Genomic DNA, 20847 nt, shown 5'->3' with positions numbered 1-20847 from the left:
TCTGTCCTGGGCCCAAAGGAATAAAGCTATTGTTGTGCTTAGGATAGGGGATGAATGGTTGAAATTAAAGCGATGAGGGCGGTTTGCAGGGGGATCTTTACGTTGCCTTACGTTGAGCCGCGTAAGTTGTGACAGGGGCATGAAACCATGCCCCTTTTAGCGCAATTAATTACTGAACGGATTGCCGGAAGTATTGCTTCTTGCGGCTGCTGGCTGCGCTGCCGGAACGGCCTGGGCAGGCGAAACGGCACGGGTGGTTGCAGCGGTGTCCGCCGTGTAACCATCCGCGCGCGCATCCTGATCTGGCGTTTCAGGCGCTACGCTTTCTGCTGTAGTCGGCACTGGTTTACCCAGCGTGGCGTTCAGCGCAACCAGATCCTGCTCGTTAAGCGTACCCAGCGCTGATTTGATGTTCAGCTGGTTGATCAGGTAGTTATAACGGGCGCTGGAAAGTTGTTGTTTCGCGTTATACAGCGTGGTGGTCGCATCCAGCACGTCAACGATGGTACGAGTACCCACCGAGTAACCGGCTTCCATGGCATCCAGTGAGCTTTGCGCAGACACAACGGCCTGTTTGTAAGCGTTGATGGTGCTGATGGAGGCGTTCACGTTGTTGAAGGATGAACGAACAGTCTGCACAACGCTGCGGTGCGCGCCTTCGAGCTGCTCGCTGGCACCCACGAAGTTGTACTGTGCTTGTTTAACCTGGGAGTTAACAGACCCACCCTGATAGAGCGGCAGCGAGAAGTTAATCCCGACTTTATTCTGACCCATGTTGCTGTCGTCGTACTGCTGACTATTACTGGTTTTTGAACCGTTATAGCTGGTATCAGAGATGCCGGTAGAAGCAGTCAAACCAACAGTTGGCATATGACCAGTTTCGGCATAGCGAATTTGTTCGCGAGCCAGATCCTGAGACAGGCGTGCCTGTAACAACGCCAGGTTACGCTTTTCAGCTTCCTGCAGCAGATTGTTCACCGCTTCTGGCTTGTTGGTTTTGAAACCATCGACGTTCAGAGAAGCCAGGGACGGGTAGTAGTTGCCGGTCACCTGGCGCAGTGATTCAACCGCGTTATCGAGGTTGTTACGGGCGGTCACTTCGTTAGCCAGCACGTTATCGTACTGTGAACGGGCGTTCTGCACGTCGGTGATGGCAACCAGGCCTACGTTAAAGCGCTGGGTTGTCTGATCTAACTGACGGTAAATGGCCTGTTTCTGCGCTTCGGTGTAGGAAAGTGCATCAATGGCGCTCAGCACGTTAAAATAGGCCGTCGCAGTGTTCAGGATCAGGGTTTGCTGATCGGTCTGGTAAGTCACGTCCTGAATACCAGCAGATTTTTCCTGCAGGGTCAGCTGACGCCATTTTGACATGTCAAAAATGGTCTGGGTTAATTCTAAAGACGCGCTGGTTGCATTTGAGTTTACGCCGTTCGCATCGCGATAACCGTTGCTGTAGGTGTAATCTGCACCGAGGCCGAGCTGTGGTAATAACGGGCTACGAGCTTCGTTAATTTTCTCGAATGCGGCGTCACGGTCCGCAGCGGATTTTCGTAAATCCGGGTTGCTAAGACGCGCCTGCTGATAAACCTGCATCAGGTTTTCTGCCTGGCTCATGGCGCTGAAACCCGTTAGGCTCAGACCGATAAGGATTGGGAGCAGTTTCTTCATTTGCATTCCTTGTTGTGAAGCAAAATTGTTTTTTTGATAGTGCTGATTGAGTCGAAATTGTTGCCGATTCTAACAGAGTACGCCTGCGGGGCGAGTTGGCGTAATGTGCCATCCACCCTGAATTTGAACAATCTACCATATAGCAGAAGAAAGGGCATTCAGGCAGGGTTGAATTCGCTTAATTCATTACCATAAGACATCAGGGGTACATTCATGAGTAAGTCAGACGATAAACTTGTCACGTTAGCCAAAAACGATGTTGAAATTATTGCACGGGAAACGCTTTATCGCGGTTTTTTTTCACTCGAATCCTATCGTTTCCGTCACCGTCTTTTTAACGGCGGCATGAGCGGTGAGGTCCGAAGGGAAATATTTGAACGCGGCCATGCTGCGGTGCTGCTACCCTATGACCCTGTGCGTGACGAAGTTGTGCTGATTGAGCAAATTCGGATTGCCGCCTACGACACCAGCGCAACCCCCTGGCTGCTCGAGCTGGTCGCCGGGATGATTGAAGAAGGCGAAAGCGTTGAAGACGTGGCTCGCCGCGAATCTGTAGAAGAGGCGGGGCTGATTGTGGGCCGCAGCAAACCGGTATTGAGCTATCTGGCAAGCCCTGGGGGCACCAGTGAACGCTCCTCCATACTGGTAGGGGAAGTGGACGCCACGACCGCGAAAGGTATTCACGGTCTGGAAAGTGAAAACGAAGATATTCGTGTTCATGTGGTAAGCAGGGAACAGGCTTACCGGTTAGTCGAAGAGGGGACTATCGACAACGCTGCCTCAGTCATAGCACTGCAATGGCTACAGCTGCATTATGAAAAACTACGAGAAGAGTGGAACCACTAAATATGAAGCGCTATACGCCTGACTTCCCTGAAATGATGCGCCTGTGCGAAACCAATTTTGCCCAGCTGCGCCGCCTGCTGCCGCGTGAAGACGCGCCGGGCGAATCAATAACCTATCAGGTTAATAGCGCCCGCTATCGGCTGACCGTATTAGAATCCACTCGCTATACGACCCTTGTGCAGATAGAGCAAACCGCGCCAAGCGTGAGCTACTGGAGCCTTCCGTCTATGTCCGTCAGGCTTTACCATGACGCGATGGTCGCGGAAGTGTGTTCAAGCCAGCAGATCTTCCGCTTCAAAGCGCGTTATGATTATCCTAATAAAAAGTTGCATCAACGCGACGAAAAGCATCAAATTAACCAGTTTCTTGCTGATTGGCTGCGCTACTGTTTAGCGCATGGAGCGATGGCGGTTCCGGTTTGTTAGAGAGAATGAAACCTAAGGACACCATTTGGAAAGCCTGTTAAATCTTCCTGTGGCCGGTGGGGGCCGTATCAGGATACTGCAAATAACAGATACCCACCTATTCTCTGGGAAGAATGAAACGTTGCTCGGCATCAACACCTGGGAGAGTTACCAGGCGGTGCTGGGGGCTATTCTTGCAGATGGGCGTCAGTGTGATTTGATTGTCGCCACCGGAGATTTAGCCCAGGATCATAGTGCAGAGGCTTATCAGCATTTTGCGGAAGGGATTGCGCGTATCGCTGCGCCCTGCGTCTGGCTGCCAGGCAATCACGATTTCCAGCCTGCAATGTACAGCTCGCTTCAGGATGCGGGTATTTCTCCTTCTAAACTCGTTTACGTCGGTGACAGCTGGCAAATCCTGCTGCTCGACAGCCAGGTCTTCGGCGTCCCGCACGGTGAGCTCAGCGAGTATCAGCTGGAGTGGCTTGAGCGTAAGCTCGCCGCAGCGCCTGAGCGTCATACCCTACTGCTATTACATCACCATCCAGTGCCTGCGGGCTGCAGCTGGCTCGATCAGCATAGCCTGCGCAATGCCCAGGAGCTGGATAACGTGCTGGTAAAATTCCCGCAGGTGAAAACCCTGCTGTGCGGGCATATTCATCAGGAGCTGGATCTCGCCTGGAACGGGCGGCGCATGCTGGCCACGCCGTCTACCTGCGTACAGTTCAAACCCCATTGTTCTAACTTCACGCTGGACACCATCGAACCCGGATGGCGCTGGCTGGAGCTTCATGCCGATGGTGAAGTCACCACCGAGGTCTGCCGCCTGCAGGGCGCAGTGTTCAACCCGGATACGGCTTCAGAAGGTTACTGATGTCTACGCTACTTTACCTGCACGGCTTCAACAGCTCCCCGCGTTCTGCGAAGGCGACGAGCCTGCAGGCCTGGCTTGCAGAACGCTATCCCCATATAGAAATGGTTGTCCCCCAGCTTCCCCCTTACCCGGCGGATGCCGCTGAGCTACTCGAATCATTGGTACTGGAGCACGGTGGCGAGCCGCTTGGCGTTGTGGGCTCTTCTCTGGGCGGATATTACGCCACCTGGCTGTCACAATGCTTCATGCTGCCTGCCGTCGTCGTCAACCCCGCGGTGCGCCCGTTTGAATTGTTAGCGGAATATCTTGGTAACAATGAGAACCCCTACACCGGGCAGCAATATGTGATAGAGTCACGCCATATTTACGATCTTAAAGTCATGCAAGTTGACCCGCTTGAAGCGCCGGATCTCATCTGGCTGCTGCAACAAACGGGTGACGAAGTGCTCGATTATCGCCAGGCGGTGGCTTACTACACTTCCTGTCGCCAGACGGTCGAATCCGGTGGTAATCACGCCTTTGTAGGCTTCGAAGATTATTTCACACAGATTGTCGACTTCCTCGGTCTTCATTGAGGCCGGGTCGCCCGATTCCTGTTTCGCTATCTGAACGAATAAACCATGACGCAATCCAGTTATAACGCCGATGCCATTGAGGTACTCACCGGGCTTGAGCCGGTTCGCCGCCGCCCGGGAATGTACACCGACACAACACGCCCGAACCATCTGGGCCAGGAAGTCATTGATAACAGCGTGGATGAAGCGCTGGCAGGCCATGCTAAACGTGTTGATGTCATTCTTCACGCCGACCAGTCACTGGAAGTTATTGATGACGGACGCGGTATGCCGGTGGATATCCACCCCGAAGAGGGCGTCCCTGCGGTCGAGCTGATCCTTTGCCGCCTGCACGCGGGGGGGAAGTTCTCCAACAAAAACTACCAGTTCTCCGGCGGTCTGCACGGGGTAGGGATTTCTGTTGTTAACGCCCTGTCCAGGCGAGTAGAGGTCACCGTCCGCCGTGACGCGCAGGTCTACAGCATCGCCTTTGAAAACGGCGATAAAGTCCAGGAGCTTGAAGTTGTCGGCACCTGTGGCAAGCGCAATACCGGCACCAGCGTTCACTTCTGGCCGGACGAAAAATTCTTCGACAGTCCACGCTTCTCTGTGTCACGCCTGAGCCATCTGCTTAAGGCTAAAGCGGTTCTCTGCCCGGGCGTTGAGATCACCTTCACCGATAAAGTGAACAATACCGAGCAGCGCTGGTGCTATCAGGACGGACTGAAAGATTACCTGAGCGAAGCGGTGAACGGCCTGATTACCCTGCCGGAGGCGCCGTTTGTCGGTAACTTTGCGGGCGATACCGAACAGGTGGACTGGGCGCTGCTGTGGCTGCCGGAAGGCGGCGAGCTGCTGACCGAAAGCTACGTTAACCTGATCCCAACTATGCAGGGCGGCACGCACGTTAACGGTCTTCGCCAGGGCCTGCTGGACGCAATGCGTGAGTTTTGCGAATACCGCAACATTTTGCCGCGTGGGGTAAAACTTTCTGCGGACGATATCTGGGAGCGCTGTGCTTACGTGCTGTCGGTCAAAATGCAGGATCCGCAGTTTGCCGGTCAGACCAAAGAACGCCTCTCTTCCCGCCAGTGCGCCGCGTTTGTGTCGGGCGTAGTGAAAGACGCGTTCAGCCTGTGGCTGAACCAGAACGTGCAGGCTGCGGAACAGCTGGCGGAGCTGGCAATCTCCAGCGCCCAACGTCGTATGCGCGCGGCGAAGAAGGTCGTGCGTAAGAAGCTAACCAGCGGCCCGGCATTGCCTGGCAAACTGGCGGACTGCACGGCGCAGGACCTTAGCCGCACCGAACTCTTCCTGGTGGAAGGAGACTCGGCGGGCGGTTCTGCCAAACAGGCGCGCGATCGCGAGTATCAGGCGATCATGCCGCTGAAGGGCAAGATCCTCAACACCTGGGAAGTCTCTTCCGATGAGGTTCTGGCTTCGCAGGAAGTGCATGACATCTCCGTGGCGATCGGCATCGATCCTGACAGCGAAGATCTGAGCCAGCTGCGCTACGGTAAAGTTTGTATCCTCGCGGATGCGGACTCGGATGGTCTGCACATCGCTACGCTGCTGTGCGCGCTGTTTGTACGCCACTTCCGCTCGCTTGTTAAAGGCGGACATGTCTACGTGGCAATGCCGCCGCTGTATCGTATCGATTTGGGCAAAGAGGTTTTCTACGCGCTCGATGAAGAAGAAAAGGCCGGCGTGCTCGAACAGCTCAAGCGCAAGAAGGGTAAGCCGAACGTACAGCGCTTTAAAGGACTGGGTGAAATGAACCCGCTTCAGCTGCGCGAAACCACGCTCGACCCCAATACCCGTCGTCTGGTACAGCTGACCATCAGCGATGAAGACAGCGACAAAACGCTGGCGATGATGGATATGCTGCTTGCCAAGAAACGTTCCGAAGATCGCCGTAACTGGCTGCAGGAAAAAGGCGATATGGCCGATCTGGACGTGTAGGGCAATGCCTGCCGTCGTTTGATGGACATACCGTTCTAGGCTACAAACAGGCCGCTTTTGATGATCAACGCGCAAAGCGGCCTGCTCTTCGACTTCCCCGTATTCACAATCTCTGGCGACATCATGGACTAACGAGCTGACACCTTGTTTTGAACTGGTTGCGCCCGCCAGAATGATAAATAATATCCGCGTCATTCACCTGTGAAGCGGTCAGCCGTGTGAAAAAAACGATATTTGCGTTAGCGCTTGGTACTTTTGGTCTGGGCATGGCCGAGTTTGGCATCATGGGCGTGCTTCCGGAGCTTGCCTACGATACCGGCATAACAATTCCCGCAGCCGGCAATATGATCTCGTTTTATGCATTCGGCGTGGTTATTGGCGCGCCGATCGTTGCTCTGTTCTCACAAAGGTTTTCCCTCAAAAGCATTCTTTTATTTCTGGCGGCACTATGCGTGGTCGGGAACGCTATTTTTACTTTTTCAACCTCCTATACCATGCTGGCGATTGGGCGATTGATTTCCGGCTTTCCGCACGGCGCATTTTTCGGCGTCGGCACCATTATCCTCTCTAAAGTGGCGCCGCCGGGAAAGGTGACGGTGGCGGTAACGGGAATGGTCGCCGGGATGACGGTCGCGAACCTTGCGGGGGTTCCGCTTGGTACATGGATTGGCCATACGTTTAACTGGCGCTACGCGTTCATGTTAATTGCTGCCTTTGATGTGCTGGTGATTGCGTCGATTTTTTTCTGGGTGCCCGCGCTGTTTGACCGATCGGAAGTCCGTTTTGCAGAGCAGTTCCGCTTTCTGAAACGGCCAGAGCCATGGCTGATTTTTTCAGCCACGATGTTCGGTAATGCAGGCGTGTTCGCCTGGTTCAGCTTTGTAAAACCCTTTATGGTCAGCGTTTCCGGCTTTTCAGAAGCCGCCATGACGGCCATCATGGTGCTGATGGGGCTCGGCATGGTGCTCGGCAACATCCTGAGCGGCAGGTTATCAGGACGGTACAGCCCGTTGCGCATCGCGGCAGCAACCGATTTGGCGATCGTGCTCTCGCTGGTGATGCTGTTTGCTGCCGGGGAGAATAAAACCGCGTCGCTTGCTATGGGGTTCATCTGCTGCGCCGGGTTGTTTGCCCTGTCGGCTCCGCTACAGATTTTACTGCTGCGTAACGCGCAGGGGGGCGAGCTGTTGGGTGCGGCCGGGGGACAGGTGGCGTTTAATCTCGGCAGCGCTGTCGGCGCGTACCTGGGTGGGATGATGATTACGCTTGGCTTCAGCTGGAGCTACGTCACTTTGCCAGCCGCGCTGCTTTCATTCGCCGCGATGTCTTCGCTGCTTATGTATGGCTATCTCCAGGCAAAGCGCTCGCAGGCAACGCTTCATCCATCAATATAAAGAGCCGGTATAAACCAGCTCTTTTAGGCCTGATGGAAACCGCGATTACTTAATCGCGTCTTCCAGAATGTGGATATGGATATCCAGCACGTCGTCTTTTACCGCAGCGCTGTGGCTTTTCATATGGGCCGTAGCAAGGTGAGCTTCCAGATGAGCAACGCTCTCCCACTTCTCAACCATAAAGATCGAATCCGGTGCTGCTGTCTGGAAAGCGACCTGAGCGTTATGATCCACTAGCGGGGCGTAACCAAAACAGCCTTCTTCTTCCAGCACGGTAGGAATAATTTTCGCAAAGGCGTCTACAACGGCCTGGCGGTGGTGCTGGCCAGGACGGGTACGAATTTCAGCTATTACTGTAAGCATGACTAACTCCGTTTGTTTAAGCTTGAACTCAGTTAAGCAAAAATTTTGCCGAGATGCTTGCGATATTCTGCAACAAAGCGTGGAACGTCAGGGACTTTCATCACGTCGTTGGCGATAAAGGTCGGCAAACCTTCCATTCCCAGGAACTGGTTGGCTTTGTGGAACGGCAGATATACGCCGTCTACGCCCACGCCGTGGAAGAACTGCTCTTTGTCTTCAAAGGCCTGCAGCGGCGCGTTCCAGGTCAGAGATAGCATATAGGTCTTGCCCTGGATCAGGCCACCGGAGCCATATTTTTTCTCGGCGTCCGAGCGTGTACGGCCATCGCTGGCGTACAGAGAGCCGTGGCCTTCGGTAAACACGTCATCAATGTATTTTTTCATGGTCCACGGTGCGCCCATCCACCAGCCCGGCATCTGATAGATTACCGTGTCGGCCCAAAGATACTTTTCAACCTCGGCTTTTACGTCGTAGTCGCTGTCGGTACGGGTAACCTGAACATCATGTCCGAGGTCGCGCAAAAAGCCTTCCGCGACTTCGGTCAGGGTGTCGTTAAGCTGGCCGTTTGAGTGGGCGAATTTCTTTGCGCCGTTGATAATCAGGATGTTGCTCATCAGAAGTCCTCGAATCATTACGTTTGGCACGAATTCTAACGTGATCGCGGTCACGGTAAAATGGCCAGAATGTGCAAAGACTTTTGCCGGATTCGCAACAATCGGCTGGCTACCAGCTTATCCGCACCTGAAAACCTCCCTCCGCATTATTGGAAAAATGTGTCCGCATGGTATGCAAAGCCGCAATACGTTGCACGATGGACAGGCCCAGCCCGCTGCCGGTTTTCTCCTGGCCCGGTGGGCGGAAGAAACGTTTCCCCAGGCCTGTTAAGAATTCCGGACTGACGCCTCCGCCGTTATCGGTAATGCAGATTTCGTGCGGGAGCAGTGCAACATTAACAATGCTACCGCTCGGGCTGTAGCGCACTGCGTTATCCAGCACGTTACGTATCATCAGTCCCAGCAGCAGAGGTTGACCACGTAGAGAGGTCTGATTTTGTATATCAAGGCGTATCTCCACGCCTTCACGCTGCGCCTGGTGCCATGCGTCCATCACTGCGCTTTGTAACAGTTCGGCAAGCGAAAGCTCTTTGACGTCGTCCAGCTTGTCCAGCGAGTCCAGCCGCGAAAGCGTGAGAAGCTGATCGACCAGCCTGGCTGCGCGATCTATTCCAGAACTAAGATTGCTCAGGGCGTGGTCGCGCAGCGGGGCATCGTTGCCGGCCAGTTGAGCTACCTCGGTCTGTACCTTTAGCGCGGCCAGCGGACTACGTAGCTCGTGAGCGGCATCGGAAGTGAAGCGGCGCTCACGAAGCATAAACTCCCCGGTACGGGTAAAAAGCTGATTCAGCGCTTTCACCAGCGGTTTAACTTCCTGAGGCATATTTTGCGATTCTAACTGACTGGCATCATCAGGCGCCCGGCGAGTGAGTTGGGCAGCAAGCTTGTGAAGCGGCGCGAGCGCACGGCTGACCAGCCAGACCAGAAGCAGCAGCATCAGCGGCAGCGCAATAAGCCAGGGCAGAAGCTGAGAAGCCACGATGTCCCGCGCCATCTCTTGCCTATAGTCCCACTCCTGGCCCACCACGATACGATACTCGCCGTCGGCCGTGGTCAGCCACAGAAGCCGCCATGCGTCGTCATCGCCTTTCAGTCTGCCATCTGTAAAACCGTCGCGAGAATAGCCATACTCAAGATCTTTCCCGTTATCACCATCGTTGAGCAGCAGACGCCCGTCCTTCGAAAAAATGGCGAAGGCGAGGGTATCATCGTCCTGCTTGCCGCGATGATGGGGCACCATCTTTTTACTGTGCGGCAGCTGCGGTTCGCCGTGTAATTCGCTCAGGTCCAGGGCGCTAAGGCGTTTTGCAAACAGTAGCTGCTGCGTATCGAAGAGTTTGTTCAGAGATTTACTGGTCTGGTACCAGGCGGCGAGGCTGGCGCCTGCCCAGGCGGCGAGCAGCAGCAGAATGAACCCGGCAAGCAGCCGGGCGCGAAGGCTTTGCGTCAGTATCTTAATCATTCCTCACCCAGCGTGTAGCCAATGCCGTGAACGGTACGGATAAAGCTGCTGCCCAGTTTGCGCCTGAGATGATGGATATGCACTTCCAGGGCGTTGCGGGAGACTTCATCGTCCCAGCTATAGATTTTCTCTTCGATAAGCGTGCGGGGCAGGACGCGGCCCGCATTGCGCATCAGCAGTTCCAGCAGGGCAAATTCTTTCGGCTTAAGCTGTAGCGCTTCACCGTTTTGCGTGACGGTAAGTTTTAACGGATCGAGCGCCACCCCTGCATGGGTAAGGGCAGGCAACGTCTGGCCGTGAGTGCGGCGAATCAGGACCTGCAGCCGGGTCGCCACTTCGATAAGGGCAAAAGGCTTACAGAGATAGTCATCCGCACCAAGCTGTAAGCCTTCCACACGCTGCTCCAGCGCATCCCGCGCGGTGAGGATCAGTACCGGCTCGCTTTGGCCACTGCGCCGCCAGCCCTTTAATATTTCCAGACCGTCGAGACCCGGCAGGCTTAGATCCAGCACTACTGCGTCGTAAGGGGCTTGTCCCAGCGCCGACTGGCCAAGTTTGCCGTCGGTGAACCAGTCGACAGTAAAGCCCATTTTCGTTAAGCCTGCCTTCAGGCCGTCGCCGATCAGTTTGTCATCTTCGATTATTAATATGCGCATAGCGCTGTCCCTTATTGTCCATGACGGGAAGTGCAGGAAGTTAATAACGATTATGCCGGGCTGTACAGGAGAAAAGTCGCTTGCTTCGGCGGACGCCGCATTTTCATAATAAAAGCGATTTGTCGTGGCGAAATTAAGATCGCGTTAAGATCTCTGCGTTTTAATAGGTACCAGTTACGACATACATGAAGGGAGAAAAAACAATGAAAAAACTAGCCGCAATGATGACCGTCCTGGCGATGACCGCCGCACCTGCCTTTGCCGCAAATCAGGGGGGCTTTGTTGACCCGAATGCCGCGCCTGCTGCGCAGCAAACCCAGACTCAGGCTCAGGGGGGCTTTGTTGGGCCAAGCGGGAGCAAAACCACCGTTGAAAAGGCCAAAACATTATCTGACGACACCTGGGTTACCCTGACGGGGAAAATCGAACAGCGCATCGGGGGCGATGACTACACCTTCCGAGACAGCACCGGCACCATTAACGTGGATATTGACCACAAGCGCTGGAATGGGCAAACCATCACCCCACAGGATACCGTGCAGCTGGAAGGGAAAGTGGATAAGGACTGGAACTCCGTTGAAATTGACGTAAAAAACGTGACTAAAGTTAAATAATTTACCCCGAGCGTGACGTCCGGACAACCGAGGCGGGCAGGTAAAGTTAAACCTTGTCTGCCCACCTCGGGTAATGGCTCAAACTTTGCGCAAATCATTCCTCCCCTGTGACTACACCTGCCAGATAAGGTACTATCGGCGGCAATTACGCCGTTTGTGGCCACACTCGGCTCGTCAGTTTGAGGATGAATGATTAATGAGTGATCTGACTCATGATGGTGCAGAGCGTCTTGCGCTGCACGAATTCACGGAAAATGCCTATCTCAACTACTCCATGTACGTCATCATGGACCGCGCGCTACCGTTTATCGGCGATGGGCTTAAGCCCGTTCAGCGTCGCATTGTCTATGCCATGTCGGAGTTGGGACTAAGCGCCAGCGCGAAGTTTAAGAAGTCCGCTCGTACCGTCGGTGACGTGCTGGGTAAGTACCATCCGCACGGCGACAGCGCCTGTTATGAAGCGATGGTGCTAATGGCGCAGCCGTTCTCTTACCGCTACCCGCTGGTAGACGGGCAGGGGAACTGGGGCGCGCCGGACGATCCGAAGTCCTTCGCGGCGATGCGTTATACCGAATCTCGCCTGTCGAAATACGCTGAAGTCCTGCTGGGCGAACTTGGCCAGGGCACCGTGGATTACACCCCAAACTTTGACGGTACGCTTCAGGAGCCAAAAACGCTGCCAGCGCGCCTGCCAAATATCCTGCTGAACGGGACCACCGGTATCGCCGTAGGGATGGCGACGGATATTCCTCCGCATAACCTGCGAGAAGTGGCGAAGGCTGCAATGACGCTTATCGACCAGCCGAAAACCTCACTGGACGAGCTGCTGGATATCGTACACGGCCCGGATTATCCAACTGAAGCCGAAATCATTACCCCGCGTAATGAAATCCGCAAGATTTACCAGACCGGGCGCGGTTCCGTCCGTATGCGCGCGGTGTGGAAGAAAGAAGAGGGCGACGTGGTGATCACCGCGCTGCCGCACCAGGTCTCCGGCGCTCGCGTGCTGGAACAAATCGCCAACCAGATGCGTGCGAAAAAGCTGCCGATGGTTGAAGATCTGCGTGACGAATCCGACCATGAAAACCCGACCCGTCTGGTGATTGTGCCGCGCTCTAACCGCGTGGACATGGAACAGGTGATGAACCATCTGTTCGCCACCACCGATCTTGAGAAAAGCTATCGCGTTAACCTCAATATGATCGGCCTGGACAACCGTCCATCGGTGAAGAACCTGCTTGAAATCCTGAGCGAGTGGCTGGTTTACCGTCGTGACACGGTGCGTCGTCGCCTTAACTATCGTCTCGAAAAAGTCCTTAAACGCCTGCATATCCTCGAAGGTTTGCTGGTGGCGTTCCTCAACATTGATGAGGTTATTCATATCATCCGTACCGAGGATGAGCCGAAGCCAGTGCTGATGGAGCGTTTCGCACTCAGCGAAACCCAGGCTGAATCCATCCTCGAGCTGAAATTACGCCACCTCGCTAAACTCGAAGAGATGAAAATTCGCGGCGAGCAGGGCGAGCTGGAAAAAGAGCGTGACCAGCTGCAAAGCATCCTCGCCTCCGAACGCAAAATGAATACCCTGCTGAAGAAAGAGCTGCAGGCAGATTCAGACGCCTACGGTGACGATCGCCGTTCGCCGCTGCGCGAACGCGAAGAAGCCAAAGCCATGAGCGAACACGATATGACCCCTTCCGAGCCGGTCACCATCGTGCTGTCGCAGATGGGTTGGGTGCGCAGCGCCAAAGGTCACGATATCGACGCGCAGGGTCTGAATTATAAAGCAGGTGACAGCTACCTGGCTTCGGCGAAGGGCAAGAGCAACCAGCCGGTTGCCTTTATCGACTCTACCGGGCGCAGCTACGCGCTGGATCCGATCACGCTGCCGTCCGCCCGTGGCCAGGGCGAGCCGCTGACCGGCAAGCTGACGCCGCCGCCGGGCGCGGTTGTTGAGCATGTGTTGATGGCACCGGACGACCAGAAACTGCTAATGGCTTCGGATGCAGGCTACGGCTTCGTCTGTACATTCAATGATTTAGTGGCGCGCAATCGTGCCGGTAAAACGCTGATTTCTCTGCCGGAGAACGCCCGTGTGCTGCCGCCAATGGAGGTTACCAGCGCCGACGATATGCTGATGGCGATTACCGCCGCAGGGCGCATGCTGATGTTCCCGGTCAGCGATCTGCCGCAGCTGTCGAAAGGCAAGGGCAACAAGATTATCTCTATCCCTTCCGCTGAAGCGGCGAAGGGAGATGATAAACTGGCGCATCTCTTTATTCTGCCACCACAAAGCACCGTTACGCTGCACGTTGGAAAGCGTAAAATCAAACTGCGTCCGGAAGAGCTTCAGAAGATCACCGGAGAGCGTGGCCGTCGCGGTACGTTAATGCGTGGCTTACAGCGCATTGATCGGGTGGAAGTTGACTCCCCGGCCCGCGCAAGCGCTGGCGATAGCGAAGAGTAATCCGAAGGCGGCACCTGTCGCCCTATCGGTGTGGTTTACACTAAATAAGTCATTCTTGTTTAGCGGTTCAGGTTTCAGAGGTTGTTATGCTAGCCATCATCCGTTTTATCATCGTTGTGATTTATTGCATTCTGGTCTGTATTTTCGGCTGTATTTACTGCCTTTTCAGCCCGCGCAACCCGCGTCACGTGGCGACCTTTGGCCATTTATTTGGCCGTCTTGCGCCCGTTTTTGGGCTGAAGGTGGAGGTCCGTTTGCCGGCGGGCGTTGAAAATCATCCCACCGCCATTTATATCGGTAATCACCAGAACAACTTCGATATGGTTACCGCCGCGAGTAGCGTCCAGCCGCCAACGGTCACCGTGGGCAAGAAAAGCCTGCTCTGGGTACCGTTTTTTGGGCTGCTATACTGGCTGACCGGTAATATCCTGATTGACCGTGATAACCGTGCAAAGGCGCACAGCACCATTTCCCAGGTTGTGGCGCAGATGCAGAGACGTAAAATCTCCGTCTGGATGTTCCCGGAAGGTACGCGCAGCCGCGGCCGCGGCCTGCTGCCGTTTAAAACCGGTGCGTTTCATGCTGCAATTGCCGCAGGCGTCCCAATTATTCCCGTGTGCGTTTCCAATACCAGTAATAAAATTAAGCTGAATCGCTGGAATAACGGTTTGGTCATTGTTGAAATGCTGCCGCCGATTGATACCAGCGAGTTTGGTAAAGATCAGGTGCGCAAACTCGCGACCCACTGTCGCGAAATTATGATGGCCAGAATTGACGAGCTAAATAAAGAAGTAGCGGTGCGAGAAGCAGCCAAAACGATCGAAAAGAAACAGGCGAATTGATTCGTCTCATGCCGGGGTTCGCCCCTCTGGCGGTACGGTTTGTACCGCCCCACGTTTTACGTTTTACATGGAGCAATTATGTCACTCAGTCGGCGTCAGTTTATTCAGGCATCGGGAATAGCACTTTGTGCAGGTAGCGTGCCACTGAGGGCAAACGCAGCTGGGCAGCAGTTACCTTTACCTGTTCCGCCATTGCTGGAATCCCGCCGCGGGCAGCCTCTTTTTTTGACTTTACAGCGGGCGCACTGGTCGTTTACCGGCGGCGCTAAAGCGCAGGTCTGGGGGCTGAACGGGCGCTATCTTGGGCCAACCATCCGCGTATGGAACGGCGATGACGTGAAGATGATCTACAGCAACCGCCTGCAGGAAAATATCGGTATGACGGTTGCCGGGCTCCAGGTGCCGGGGCCGCTGATGGGCGGTGCGCCGCGCATGATGTCCCCGAACGTTGACTGGGCTCCGGTGCTGCCGATTCGCCAGCAGGCCGCCGCGCTCTGGTACCGCGCCAGCACGCCGAACCGTTCTGCCGAGCAGGTTTACAGCGGCCTTGCGGGTATGTGGCTGATTGAGGATGAGGTCAGCAAATCCCTGCCCATCCCCAATCACTACGGGGTAGATGACTTCCCGGTGATTATTCAGGACAAGCGACTGGATAACTTCGGCACGCCCGAATACGTTGAGCCGGGCAGCGGTGGTTTTGTGGGTGATACGCTGCTGGTTAACGGCGTGCAGGGGCCGTTTGTTGAGGTTTCTCGCGGCTGGGTACGCCTGCGTTTGCTGAACGCGTCGAATGCTCGTCGTTATCTGTTGCAGATGAGCGATGGCCGTCCGATGCACGTGATTTCCAGCGATCAGGGTTTCCTGCCCGCGCCCGTGTCAGTGAAACAGCTTTCTCTGGCGCCGGGCGAACGTCGTGAAATTCTGGTCGATATGACCGAAGGAAAAGAAGTGTCGATTACCTGCGGCGAAGCGGCGGGGATCATGGACCGTATTCGCGGCTTCTTCGAGCCGTCCAGCATTCTGATTTCGACCCTGGTGCTCACGCTGCGCCCGACGGGCCTGCTGCCGCTGGTCACTGACAGCCTGCCGATGCGCCTGTTGCCTGATGAGATTATTAACGGCAGCCCGGCCCGCAGCCGTGATATTACCCTGGGCGAAGATCCGGGTATTAACGGCCAGCTGTGGGATATCAAACGGATTGATATTAAGACCCAGCAGGGGACATGGGAGCGCTGGACCGTGCGTTCCGACATGCCGCAGTCCTTCCATATTGAAGGCGTGACCTTCCTGATCCGCAACGTTAACGGCGCTGCGCCGTTTGGCGAAGACCGCGGCTGGAAAGATACCGTGTGGGTAGACGGGCAGGTTGAACTGCTGGTCTACTTCGGACAGCCATCCTGGGAGCATTTCCCGTTCCTGTACTCCAGCCAGACGTTAGAGATGGCGGACCGAGGTTCCATAGGACAGCTGTTGGTGCAGCCTGCGCCATAATCGCAGGCGAATCAGCAGGGTGGATGCCCTTTGCGGCATCCACCGAAAAGAGAAGAAAGTGGCGGATGGCGTGGTGATTATCCGCCCGATTAAGAAAACCACCTGCACTGACGTTTAAACGTACAAATCTCATCGCAAAACGGCGTATAATCGCCGGCTTTGGTTACTTTTACATCATTTTTTTCGGAAGCATTATGAGCGCTATCAGCTTGATCCAGCCGGACCGCGAACTCTTTTCGTGGCCGCAGTACTGGGCGGCCTGTTTCGGTCCGGCCCCGTTTTTACCTATGTCACGCAAAGAAATGGACGATTTAGGCTGGGACAGCTGCGACATTATCCTGGTTACCGGGGATGCCTACGTTGACCACCCGAGCTTTGGCATGGCAATCTGCGGCCGTATGCTGGAGGCTCAGGGCTTCCGCGTTGGCATCATTTCCCAGCCGGACTGGAACAGCAAAGAAGATTTCATGACGCTGGGCAAGCCAAACCTGTTCTTCGGCGTGACCGCGGGCAACATGGATTCGATGATTAACCGCTACACAGCGGACCGCAAGCTGCGCCACGACGATGCGTACACGCCGGATAATGTGGCGGGCAAACGCCCGGATCGCGCCTCCCTGGTGTATACCCAGCGCTGTAAAGAAGCCTGGCGCGACGTGCCGGTTATTCTGGGTGGCATTGAAGCCAGCCTGCGCCGTACCGCACATTATGACTACTGGTCTGATACCGTACGTCGTTCAATCCTGGTGGATGCGAAAGCCGATATGCTTATTTTCGGCAACGGTGAGCGTCCGCTGGTGGAAGTGGCGCACCGCCTGGCGATGGGTGAGAAGATCGACGAAATCAGCGACGTGCGTAACACCGCGATGATGCGTAAAGAAGCGATGCCGGGCTGGGCGGGCGTGGATTCCACCCGTCTGGATACGCCTGGGCGCATCGACCCCATTCCGCATCCGTACGGCGAAGATTTGCCGTGTGCGGACACCGGCAAGCCGACGGTAGCTCCGGCAGAACAAGAATCTAAAGCCGTTGTTGTGCAGCCCGCGCGTCCGAAGCCGTGGGAGAAAACCTACGTTCTGCTGCCGTCGTTCGAGAAAGTGAAAAACGACAAAGTGCTGTACGCCCACGCATCCCGCATTCTGCACCATGAAACTAACCCGGGCTGCGCGCGTGCGCTGATGCAAAAGCACGGTGACCGCTACATCTGGATCAACCCGCCTGCTATTCCACTCTCCACCGAAGAGATGGATAGCGTGTTTGCCCTGCCGTACAAACGCGTACCGCACCCGGCCTACGGCAAGGCGCGTATTCCAGCGTATGAGATGATCCGCTTCTCGGTCAACATCATGCGCGGCTGCTTCGGCGGCTGCTCGTTCTGTTCTATTACCGAACACGAAGGGCGCATTATTCAGAGCCGTTCCGAAGACTCGATCATCAGCGAAATTGAAGCGATGCGTGATACCGTACCGGGCTTCACCGGCGTGGTCTCAGACCTGGGCGGCCCAACCGCAAACATGTACATGCTGCGCTGTAAGTCGCCGCGTGCAGAGCAAACCTGCCGCCGCCTGTCCTGTGTTTACCCGGACATCTGTCCGCACATGGACACCAACCACCAGCCGACGATCAACCTGTATCGCCGCGCCCGTGAGATCAAGGGCGTGAAAAAGATCCTGATCGCATCTGGTGTCCGCTACGATATTGCAGTGGAAGATCCGCGTTACATCAAAGAGCTGGCGACCCACCACGTGGGCGGCTACCTGAAGATCGCCCCGGAGCATACCGAAGAAGGGCCGCTGTCGAAGATGATGAAGCCGGGAATGGGCAGCTATCAGCGCTTTAAAGAGCTGTTTGACACCTATTCTAAGCAGGCGGGGAAAGAGCAGTACCTGATCCCATACTTTATCTCCGCGCACCCGGGCACGCGTGATGAAGATATGGTGAATCTGGCGCTGTGGCTGAAGAAGAACCGCTTCCGTCTGGATCAGGTGCAGAACTTCTATCCGTCGCCGCTCGCGAACTCGACCACCATGTATTACACAGGCAAGAACCCGCTCGGGAAGATTAGCTACAAGAGTGAAGAGGTCGTGGTGCCGAAAGGCGATCGTCAGCGCCGCCTGCATAAAGCGCTGCTGCGCTATCACGATCCGGCTAACTGGCCGCTGATCCGCGAAGCGCTGGAAGCAATGGGTAAAAAGCATCTGATCGGCGGTCGCCGCGAGTGCCTGGTGCCGTCGCCGACTCTGGAAGAGATGCGCGAAGCCCGTCGCTATAACCGCGGCGCACGTCCGGCACTGACGAAGCACACGCCGATTGCGCATCAGCGTCGTCCTGCGGCAGCCGCCGCTGGCGCGAAGACTGCGGGAGCAAAAATGGCGGGAGCTAAGGCTGCGGGTACGAAGAGACGCGCGCCTAAGCCTTAAAATAAAAAGGGCGGATAGCGCTTGCGCCTATCCGCCCTGTATCTGCATTCGTAGGTCGGATAAGCGTAAGCGCCATCCAACACAACCAACCAATTTAACCGCCAAACACGTCCGGGTCCGGACCAAGCCGCTTACCGCTGTCCAGCTTCGTAATCTCACCCAGCTCGTCCTTATCAAGACGGAAATCAAAGACGTCAAAGTTCTCGGCTATGCGCGATGGCGTAACCGACTTCGGTATAACCACCAGGCCGCTGTCCAAGTGCCAGCGAATAACAATTTGTGCCGGGGTTTTGCCGTATTTATCCGCCAGATCGCGAACGATCTTCTGATCGAATACGCCCTTGCCGCCCTGGGCCAGCGGGCTCCATGATTCGGTCTGGATTTTGTGCGTGGCGTTCCAGGCATGCAGCTGACGCTGCTGCATTAACGGATGTAGTTCTATCTGGTTGATAACCGGCGTAACGCCCGTTTCATCAATTAGCCTCTGCAAATGGTTGACCTGGAAATTACAGACGCCGATGCTCTTCACCAGCCCCTGCTTTTGCAGCTCAATCATCCCCTTCCAGGCTTCAACGTAATGGTCCTGGCTCGGTACCGGCCAGTGCATCAGGTAAAGATCGACGAAATCAAGCTGTAGCTTTTCGAGGCTCTCTTCCAGCCCCTGACGGGGGCGCTGCTGGTTGTCATTCCAGAGTTTGGTGGTGATAAACAGCTCGTCACGCGGCAGGCCTGCATTTTTTAGCGCGCTGCCCACGCCGTCTTCGTTTTTATACGCCGCGGCGGTATCGATTGAGCGATAGCCGACTTCCAGCGCCTTCTCAATGGCCAGCCCGACCTGTTCGTTAGTCGCCTGCCATACGCCGAGGCCCAACTGAGGCATCACGTTCCCGTCCTGGAGCTTGATTACTGTTGGATTTGCCATGCGTTCCTCCTTAATGAGCGATAGCACCGGGGCGAACCCCGGTGAAACAATTGCATTTAAGTCTGGACCATATACCCGAAAACGAAAACCAAATGGGCAAATTACTTAGCGGGCGGCTTCGTAAATGCGGCGGCTGACGTCGAGGGTAATGTCCTGATGCTCACCCAGCTGGGTCATGCCTTTTTCCTGCAGTTTGTTCAGCAGGGCCGGGATGGTGCTGCCGTCCAGACCGTAAGCTGTGAGGCGGGTTGGGGTGCCCATTTTCTCGAAGAAGTTGCGGGTCGCTTCGATTGCCGCATCGATACGCTCTTTTTCGCTGCCCTCGGTGATACTCCACACGCGCTCCGCGTACTGCAGCAGCTTGTCGTGTTTCTCGGCACGTTTTTCATTGAGCAGAGAAGGCAGAACAACCGCCAGAGTCTGAGCGTGATCCAGACCGTGCATTGCGGTCAGCTCGTGGCCCAGCATATGCGTTGCCCAGTCCTGCGGAACACCGGCGCCAATCAGACCGTTCAGGGCCATAGTCGCAGCCCACATTACGTTGGCACGCACGTCATAATTCTCTGGATCTTTCAGCGCTGTCGGGCCGTCTTCCACCAGCGTCAGCAGGATACCTTCTGCGAAGCGATCCTGAACCTTCGCGTTAACCGGATAAGTGATGTACTGCTCAACGGTATGTACGAACGCATCAACCACGCCGTTAGCTACCTGGCGTGGCGGCAGGGTGTAGGTGTAAACGGGATCCAGTACGGCGAAGACCGGCTGTACGTGCTCGGACATAAACGCGCGTTTGTCGCCGGTTTCGCGACGGGATACCACTGCACCTTTATTTGATTCTGAACCTGTTGCAGGTAGCGTCAGCACGGAACCCATAGGAATGGCGCTCTGTACGTCGTTGCCGTGGGTCAGCAGGATATTCCAAGGATCAACGTCAGCCGGATAGTTGGCCGCGGCCGCGATGAATTTCGTGCCGTCCAGGACGGAGCCGCCGCCGACAGCCAGCAGGAACGTCACGTTCTCTTTACGGACGATTTCTACGGCTTTCATCAGCGTTTCGTATGCCGGATTTGGTTCGATGCCGCTAAATTCCAGCACGTCCAGACCTTCCAGCGCGGCGTAAACCTGGTCCAGCACGCCGTTTTTCTTCACGCTGCCGCCGCCGTAGGTAATCAGAACGCGGGCGTTGGCCGGGATCTGGTCACGCAGTTCAGCGATAGCGCCTTTACCAAACAGGACTCGGGTTGGGGTGTGTAAATTAAAATTGTTCATTCTGTGTTTCCCGTAATGTGGGTGA

At 55.5% G+C, this 20847-nt stretch carries 18 protein-coding genes; 11 read left to right on the top strand and 7 right to left on the bottom strand.

What is annotated here, in order from left to right; translation table 11 throughout:
* Positions 1 to 165 precede the first annotated feature (165 nt).
* The gene (gene tolC / locus ACA108_18605; GenBank protein ID XEX95326.1) at positions 166 to 1674 is read right to left on the bottom strand and encodes an outer membrane channel protein TolC; all 1509 of its coding nucleotides are present in this window, start codon (positions 1672 to 1674) and stop codon (positions 166 to 168) included.
* A gap of 207 nt (positions 1675 to 1881) precedes the next feature.
* Here tolC and nudF point away from each other — a divergent pair, with 207 nt between their 5' ends.
* From nudF to araJ, 6 genes are all read left to right on the top strand, one after another.
* Positions 1882 to 2514 carry an ADP-ribose diphosphatase gene (nudF, locus tag ACA108_18600; protein XEX95325.1) on the top strand — a complete coding sequence of 211 codons (633 nt, stop codon included), beginning with the start codon at positions 1882 to 1884 and terminating at the stop codon, positions 2512 to 2514.
* Positions 2515 to 2516: 2 nt separating this feature from the next.
* Positions 2517 to 2939, top strand: a complete 423-nt coding sequence (locus ACA108_18595) for a DUF1249 family protein (GenBank protein XEX95324.1) — start codon at positions 2517 to 2519, stop codon at positions 2937 to 2939.
* Between the two features lie 25 nt (positions 2940 to 2964).
* A complete protein-coding gene (gene cpdA / locus ACA108_18590) occupies positions 2965 to 3792 on the top strand; it encodes a 3',5'-cyclic-AMP phosphodiesterase (GenBank protein XEX95323.1) in 828 nt (275 codons plus the stop codon).
* On the top strand, positions 3792 to 4367 hold the full coding sequence (gene yqiA, locus ACA108_18585) for an esterase YqiA (protein ID XEX95322.1): 576 nt from the start codon (positions 3792 to 3794) through the stop codon (positions 4365 to 4367). Before cpdA ends, yqiA begins: the two co-directional genes overlap by 1 nt.
* A gap of 45 nt (positions 4368 to 4412) precedes the next feature.
* The gene (gene parE, locus ACA108_18580; protein XEX95321.1) at positions 4413 to 6308 is read left to right on the top strand and encodes a DNA topoisomerase IV subunit B; all 1896 of its coding nucleotides are present in this window, start codon (positions 4413 to 4415) and stop codon (positions 6306 to 6308) included.
* A gap of 218 nt (positions 6309 to 6526) precedes the next feature.
* On the top strand, positions 6527 to 7702 hold the full coding sequence (gene araJ / locus ACA108_18575) for an MFS transporter AraJ (protein ID XEX95320.1): 1176 nt from the start codon (positions 6527 to 6529) through the stop codon (positions 7700 to 7702).
* Between the two features lie 45 nt (positions 7703 to 7747).
* On the opposite strand, the gene ACA108_18570 is transcribed toward araJ, so the two are convergent.
* The 4 genes from ACA108_18570 to qseB all read right to left on the bottom strand — a co-directional run bounded on the left by ACA108_18570 (position 7748) and on the right by qseB (position 10797).
* Entirely contained in the window at positions 7748 to 8065 is a 318-nt protein-coding gene (locus ACA108_18570; GenBank protein XEX95319.1) for a putative quinol monooxygenase, read from the bottom strand.
* A gap of 32 nt (positions 8066 to 8097) precedes the next feature.
* The gene (locus ACA108_18565) at positions 8098 to 8679 is read right to left on the bottom strand and encodes an NAD(P)H-dependent oxidoreductase (protein ID XEX95318.1); all 582 of its coding nucleotides are present in this window, start codon (positions 8677 to 8679) and stop codon (positions 8098 to 8100) included.
* A gap of 109 nt (positions 8680 to 8788) precedes the next feature.
* Positions 8789 to 10141: a quorum sensing histidine kinase QseC gene (gene qseC / locus ACA108_18560; protein ID XEX95317.1), complete on the bottom strand. Its 1353-nt coding sequence runs from the start codon at positions 10139 to 10141 to the stop codon at positions 8789 to 8791.
* A complete protein-coding gene (gene qseB / locus ACA108_18555) occupies positions 10138 to 10797 on the bottom strand; it encodes a quorum sensing response regulator transcription factor QseB (GenBank protein XEX95316.1) in 660 nt (219 codons plus the stop codon). Before qseB ends, qseC begins: the two co-directional genes overlap by 4 nt.
* A gap of 203 nt (positions 10798 to 11000) precedes the next feature.
* Here qseB and ACA108_18550 point away from each other — a divergent pair, with 203 nt between their 5' ends.
* From ACA108_18550 to ACA108_18530, 5 genes are all read left to right on the top strand, one after another.
* Positions 11001 to 11411 (top strand): YgiW/YdeI family stress tolerance OB fold protein, encoded by a 411-nt coding sequence (locus tag ACA108_18550; GenBank protein ID XEX95315.1) that lies wholly within the window; start codon positions 11001 to 11003, stop codon positions 11409 to 11411.
* A gap of 196 nt (positions 11412 to 11607) precedes the next feature.
* Positions 11608 to 13878: a DNA topoisomerase IV subunit A gene (gene parC, locus ACA108_18545; GenBank protein ID XEX95314.1), complete on the top strand. Its 2271-nt coding sequence runs from the start codon at positions 11608 to 11610 to the stop codon at positions 13876 to 13878.
* Between the two features lie 86 nt (positions 13879 to 13964).
* Positions 13965 to 14720 carry a 1-acylglycerol-3-phosphate O-acyltransferase gene (locus ACA108_18540; GenBank protein XEX95313.1) on the top strand — a complete coding sequence of 252 codons (756 nt, stop codon included), beginning with the start codon at positions 13965 to 13967 and terminating at the stop codon, positions 14718 to 14720.
* 78 nt (positions 14721 to 14798) lie between these two features.
* Entirely contained in the window at positions 14799 to 16211 is a 1413-nt protein-coding gene (ftsP, locus tag ACA108_18535) for a cell division protein FtsP (protein XEX95312.1), read from the top strand.
* A 194-nt stretch (positions 16212 to 16405) separates the two neighbouring features.
* Positions 16406 to 18631 carry a YgiQ family radical SAM protein gene (locus tag ACA108_18530; protein ID XEX95311.1) on the top strand — a complete coding sequence of 742 codons (2226 nt, stop codon included), beginning with the start codon at positions 16406 to 16408 and terminating at the stop codon, positions 18629 to 18631.
* 94 nt (positions 18632 to 18725) lie between these two features.
* Here ACA108_18530 and dkgA read toward each other — a convergent pair whose 3' ends face one another.
* Both dkgA and yqhD read right to left on the bottom strand, forming a co-directional pair.
* Positions 18726 to 19553, bottom strand: a complete 828-nt coding sequence (gene dkgA, locus ACA108_18525; GenBank protein XEX95310.1) for a 2,5-didehydrogluconate reductase DkgA — start codon at positions 19551 to 19553, stop codon at positions 18726 to 18728.
* Between the two features lie 105 nt (positions 19554 to 19658).
* Positions 19659 to 20822 (bottom strand): alcohol dehydrogenase, encoded by a 1164-nt coding sequence (gene yqhD, locus ACA108_18520; GenBank protein ID XEX95309.1) that lies wholly within the window; start codon positions 20820 to 20822, stop codon positions 19659 to 19661.
* Positions 20823 to 20847 lie beyond the last annotated feature (25 nt).

This window comes from Dryocola sp. LX212, assembly GCA_041504365.1.
GTDB lineage: Bacteria > Pseudomonadota > Gammaproteobacteria > Enterobacterales > Enterobacteriaceae > Dryocola.
The sequence above is the reverse complement of the archived record's forward strand: the minus strand, read 5'-3'. Positions and strand labels throughout refer to the sequence as shown.

Bases quoted from the DNA above. Each gene is read 5' to 3' on its own strand.
- tolC (XEX95326.1), bottom strand. From the start codon at position 1,674: ATGCAAATGAAGAAACTGCTCCCAATCCTTATCGGTCTGAGCCTAACG.
- nudF (XEX95325.1), top strand. From the start codon at position 1,882: ATGAGTAAGTCAGACGATAAACTTGTCACGTTAGCCAAAAACGATGTT.
- ACA108_18595 (XEX95324.1), top strand. From the start codon at position 2,517: ATGAAGCGCTATACGCCTGACTTCCCTGAAATGATGCGCCTGTGCGAA.
- yqiA (XEX95322.1), top strand. From the start codon at position 3,792: ATGTCTACGCTACTTTACCTGCACGGCTTCAACAGCTCCCCGCGTTCT.
- parE (XEX95321.1), top strand. From the start codon at position 4,413: ATGACGCAATCCAGTTATAACGCCGATGCCATTGAGGTACTCACCGGG.
- ACA108_18570 (XEX95319.1), bottom strand. From the start codon at position 8,065: ATGCTTACAGTAATAGCTGAAATTCGTACCCGTCCTGGCCAGCACCAC.
- ACA108_18565 (XEX95318.1), bottom strand. From the start codon at position 8,679: ATGAGCAACATCCTGATTATCAACGGCGCAAAGAAATTCGCCCACTCA.
- qseC (XEX95317.1), bottom strand. From the start codon at position 10,141: ATGATTAAGATACTGACGCAAAGCCTTCGCGCCCGGCTGCTTGCCGGG.
- qseB (XEX95316.1), bottom strand. From the start codon at position 10,797: ATGCGCATATTAATAATCGAAGATGACAAACTGATCGGCGACGGCCTG.
- ACA108_18550 (XEX95315.1), top strand. From the start codon at position 11,001: ATGAAAAAACTAGCCGCAATGATGACCGTCCTGGCGATGACCGCCGCA.
- parC (XEX95314.1), top strand. From the start codon at position 11,608: ATGAGTGATCTGACTCATGATGGTGCAGAGCGTCTTGCGCTGCACGAA.
- ACA108_18540 (XEX95313.1), top strand. From the start codon at position 13,965: ATGCTAGCCATCATCCGTTTTATCATCGTTGTGATTTATTGCATTCTG.
- ftsP (XEX95312.1), top strand. From the start codon at position 14,799: ATGTCACTCAGTCGGCGTCAGTTTATTCAGGCATCGGGAATAGCACTT.
- ACA108_18530 (XEX95311.1), top strand. From the start codon at position 16,406: ATGAGCGCTATCAGCTTGATCCAGCCGGACCGCGAACTCTTTTCGTGG.
- dkgA (XEX95310.1), bottom strand. From the start codon at position 19,553: ATGGCAAATCCAACAGTAATCAAGCTCCAGGACGGGAACGTGATGCCT.
- yqhD (XEX95309.1), bottom strand. From the start codon at position 20,822: ATGAACAATTTTAATTTACACACCCCAACCCGAGTCCTGTTTGGTAAA.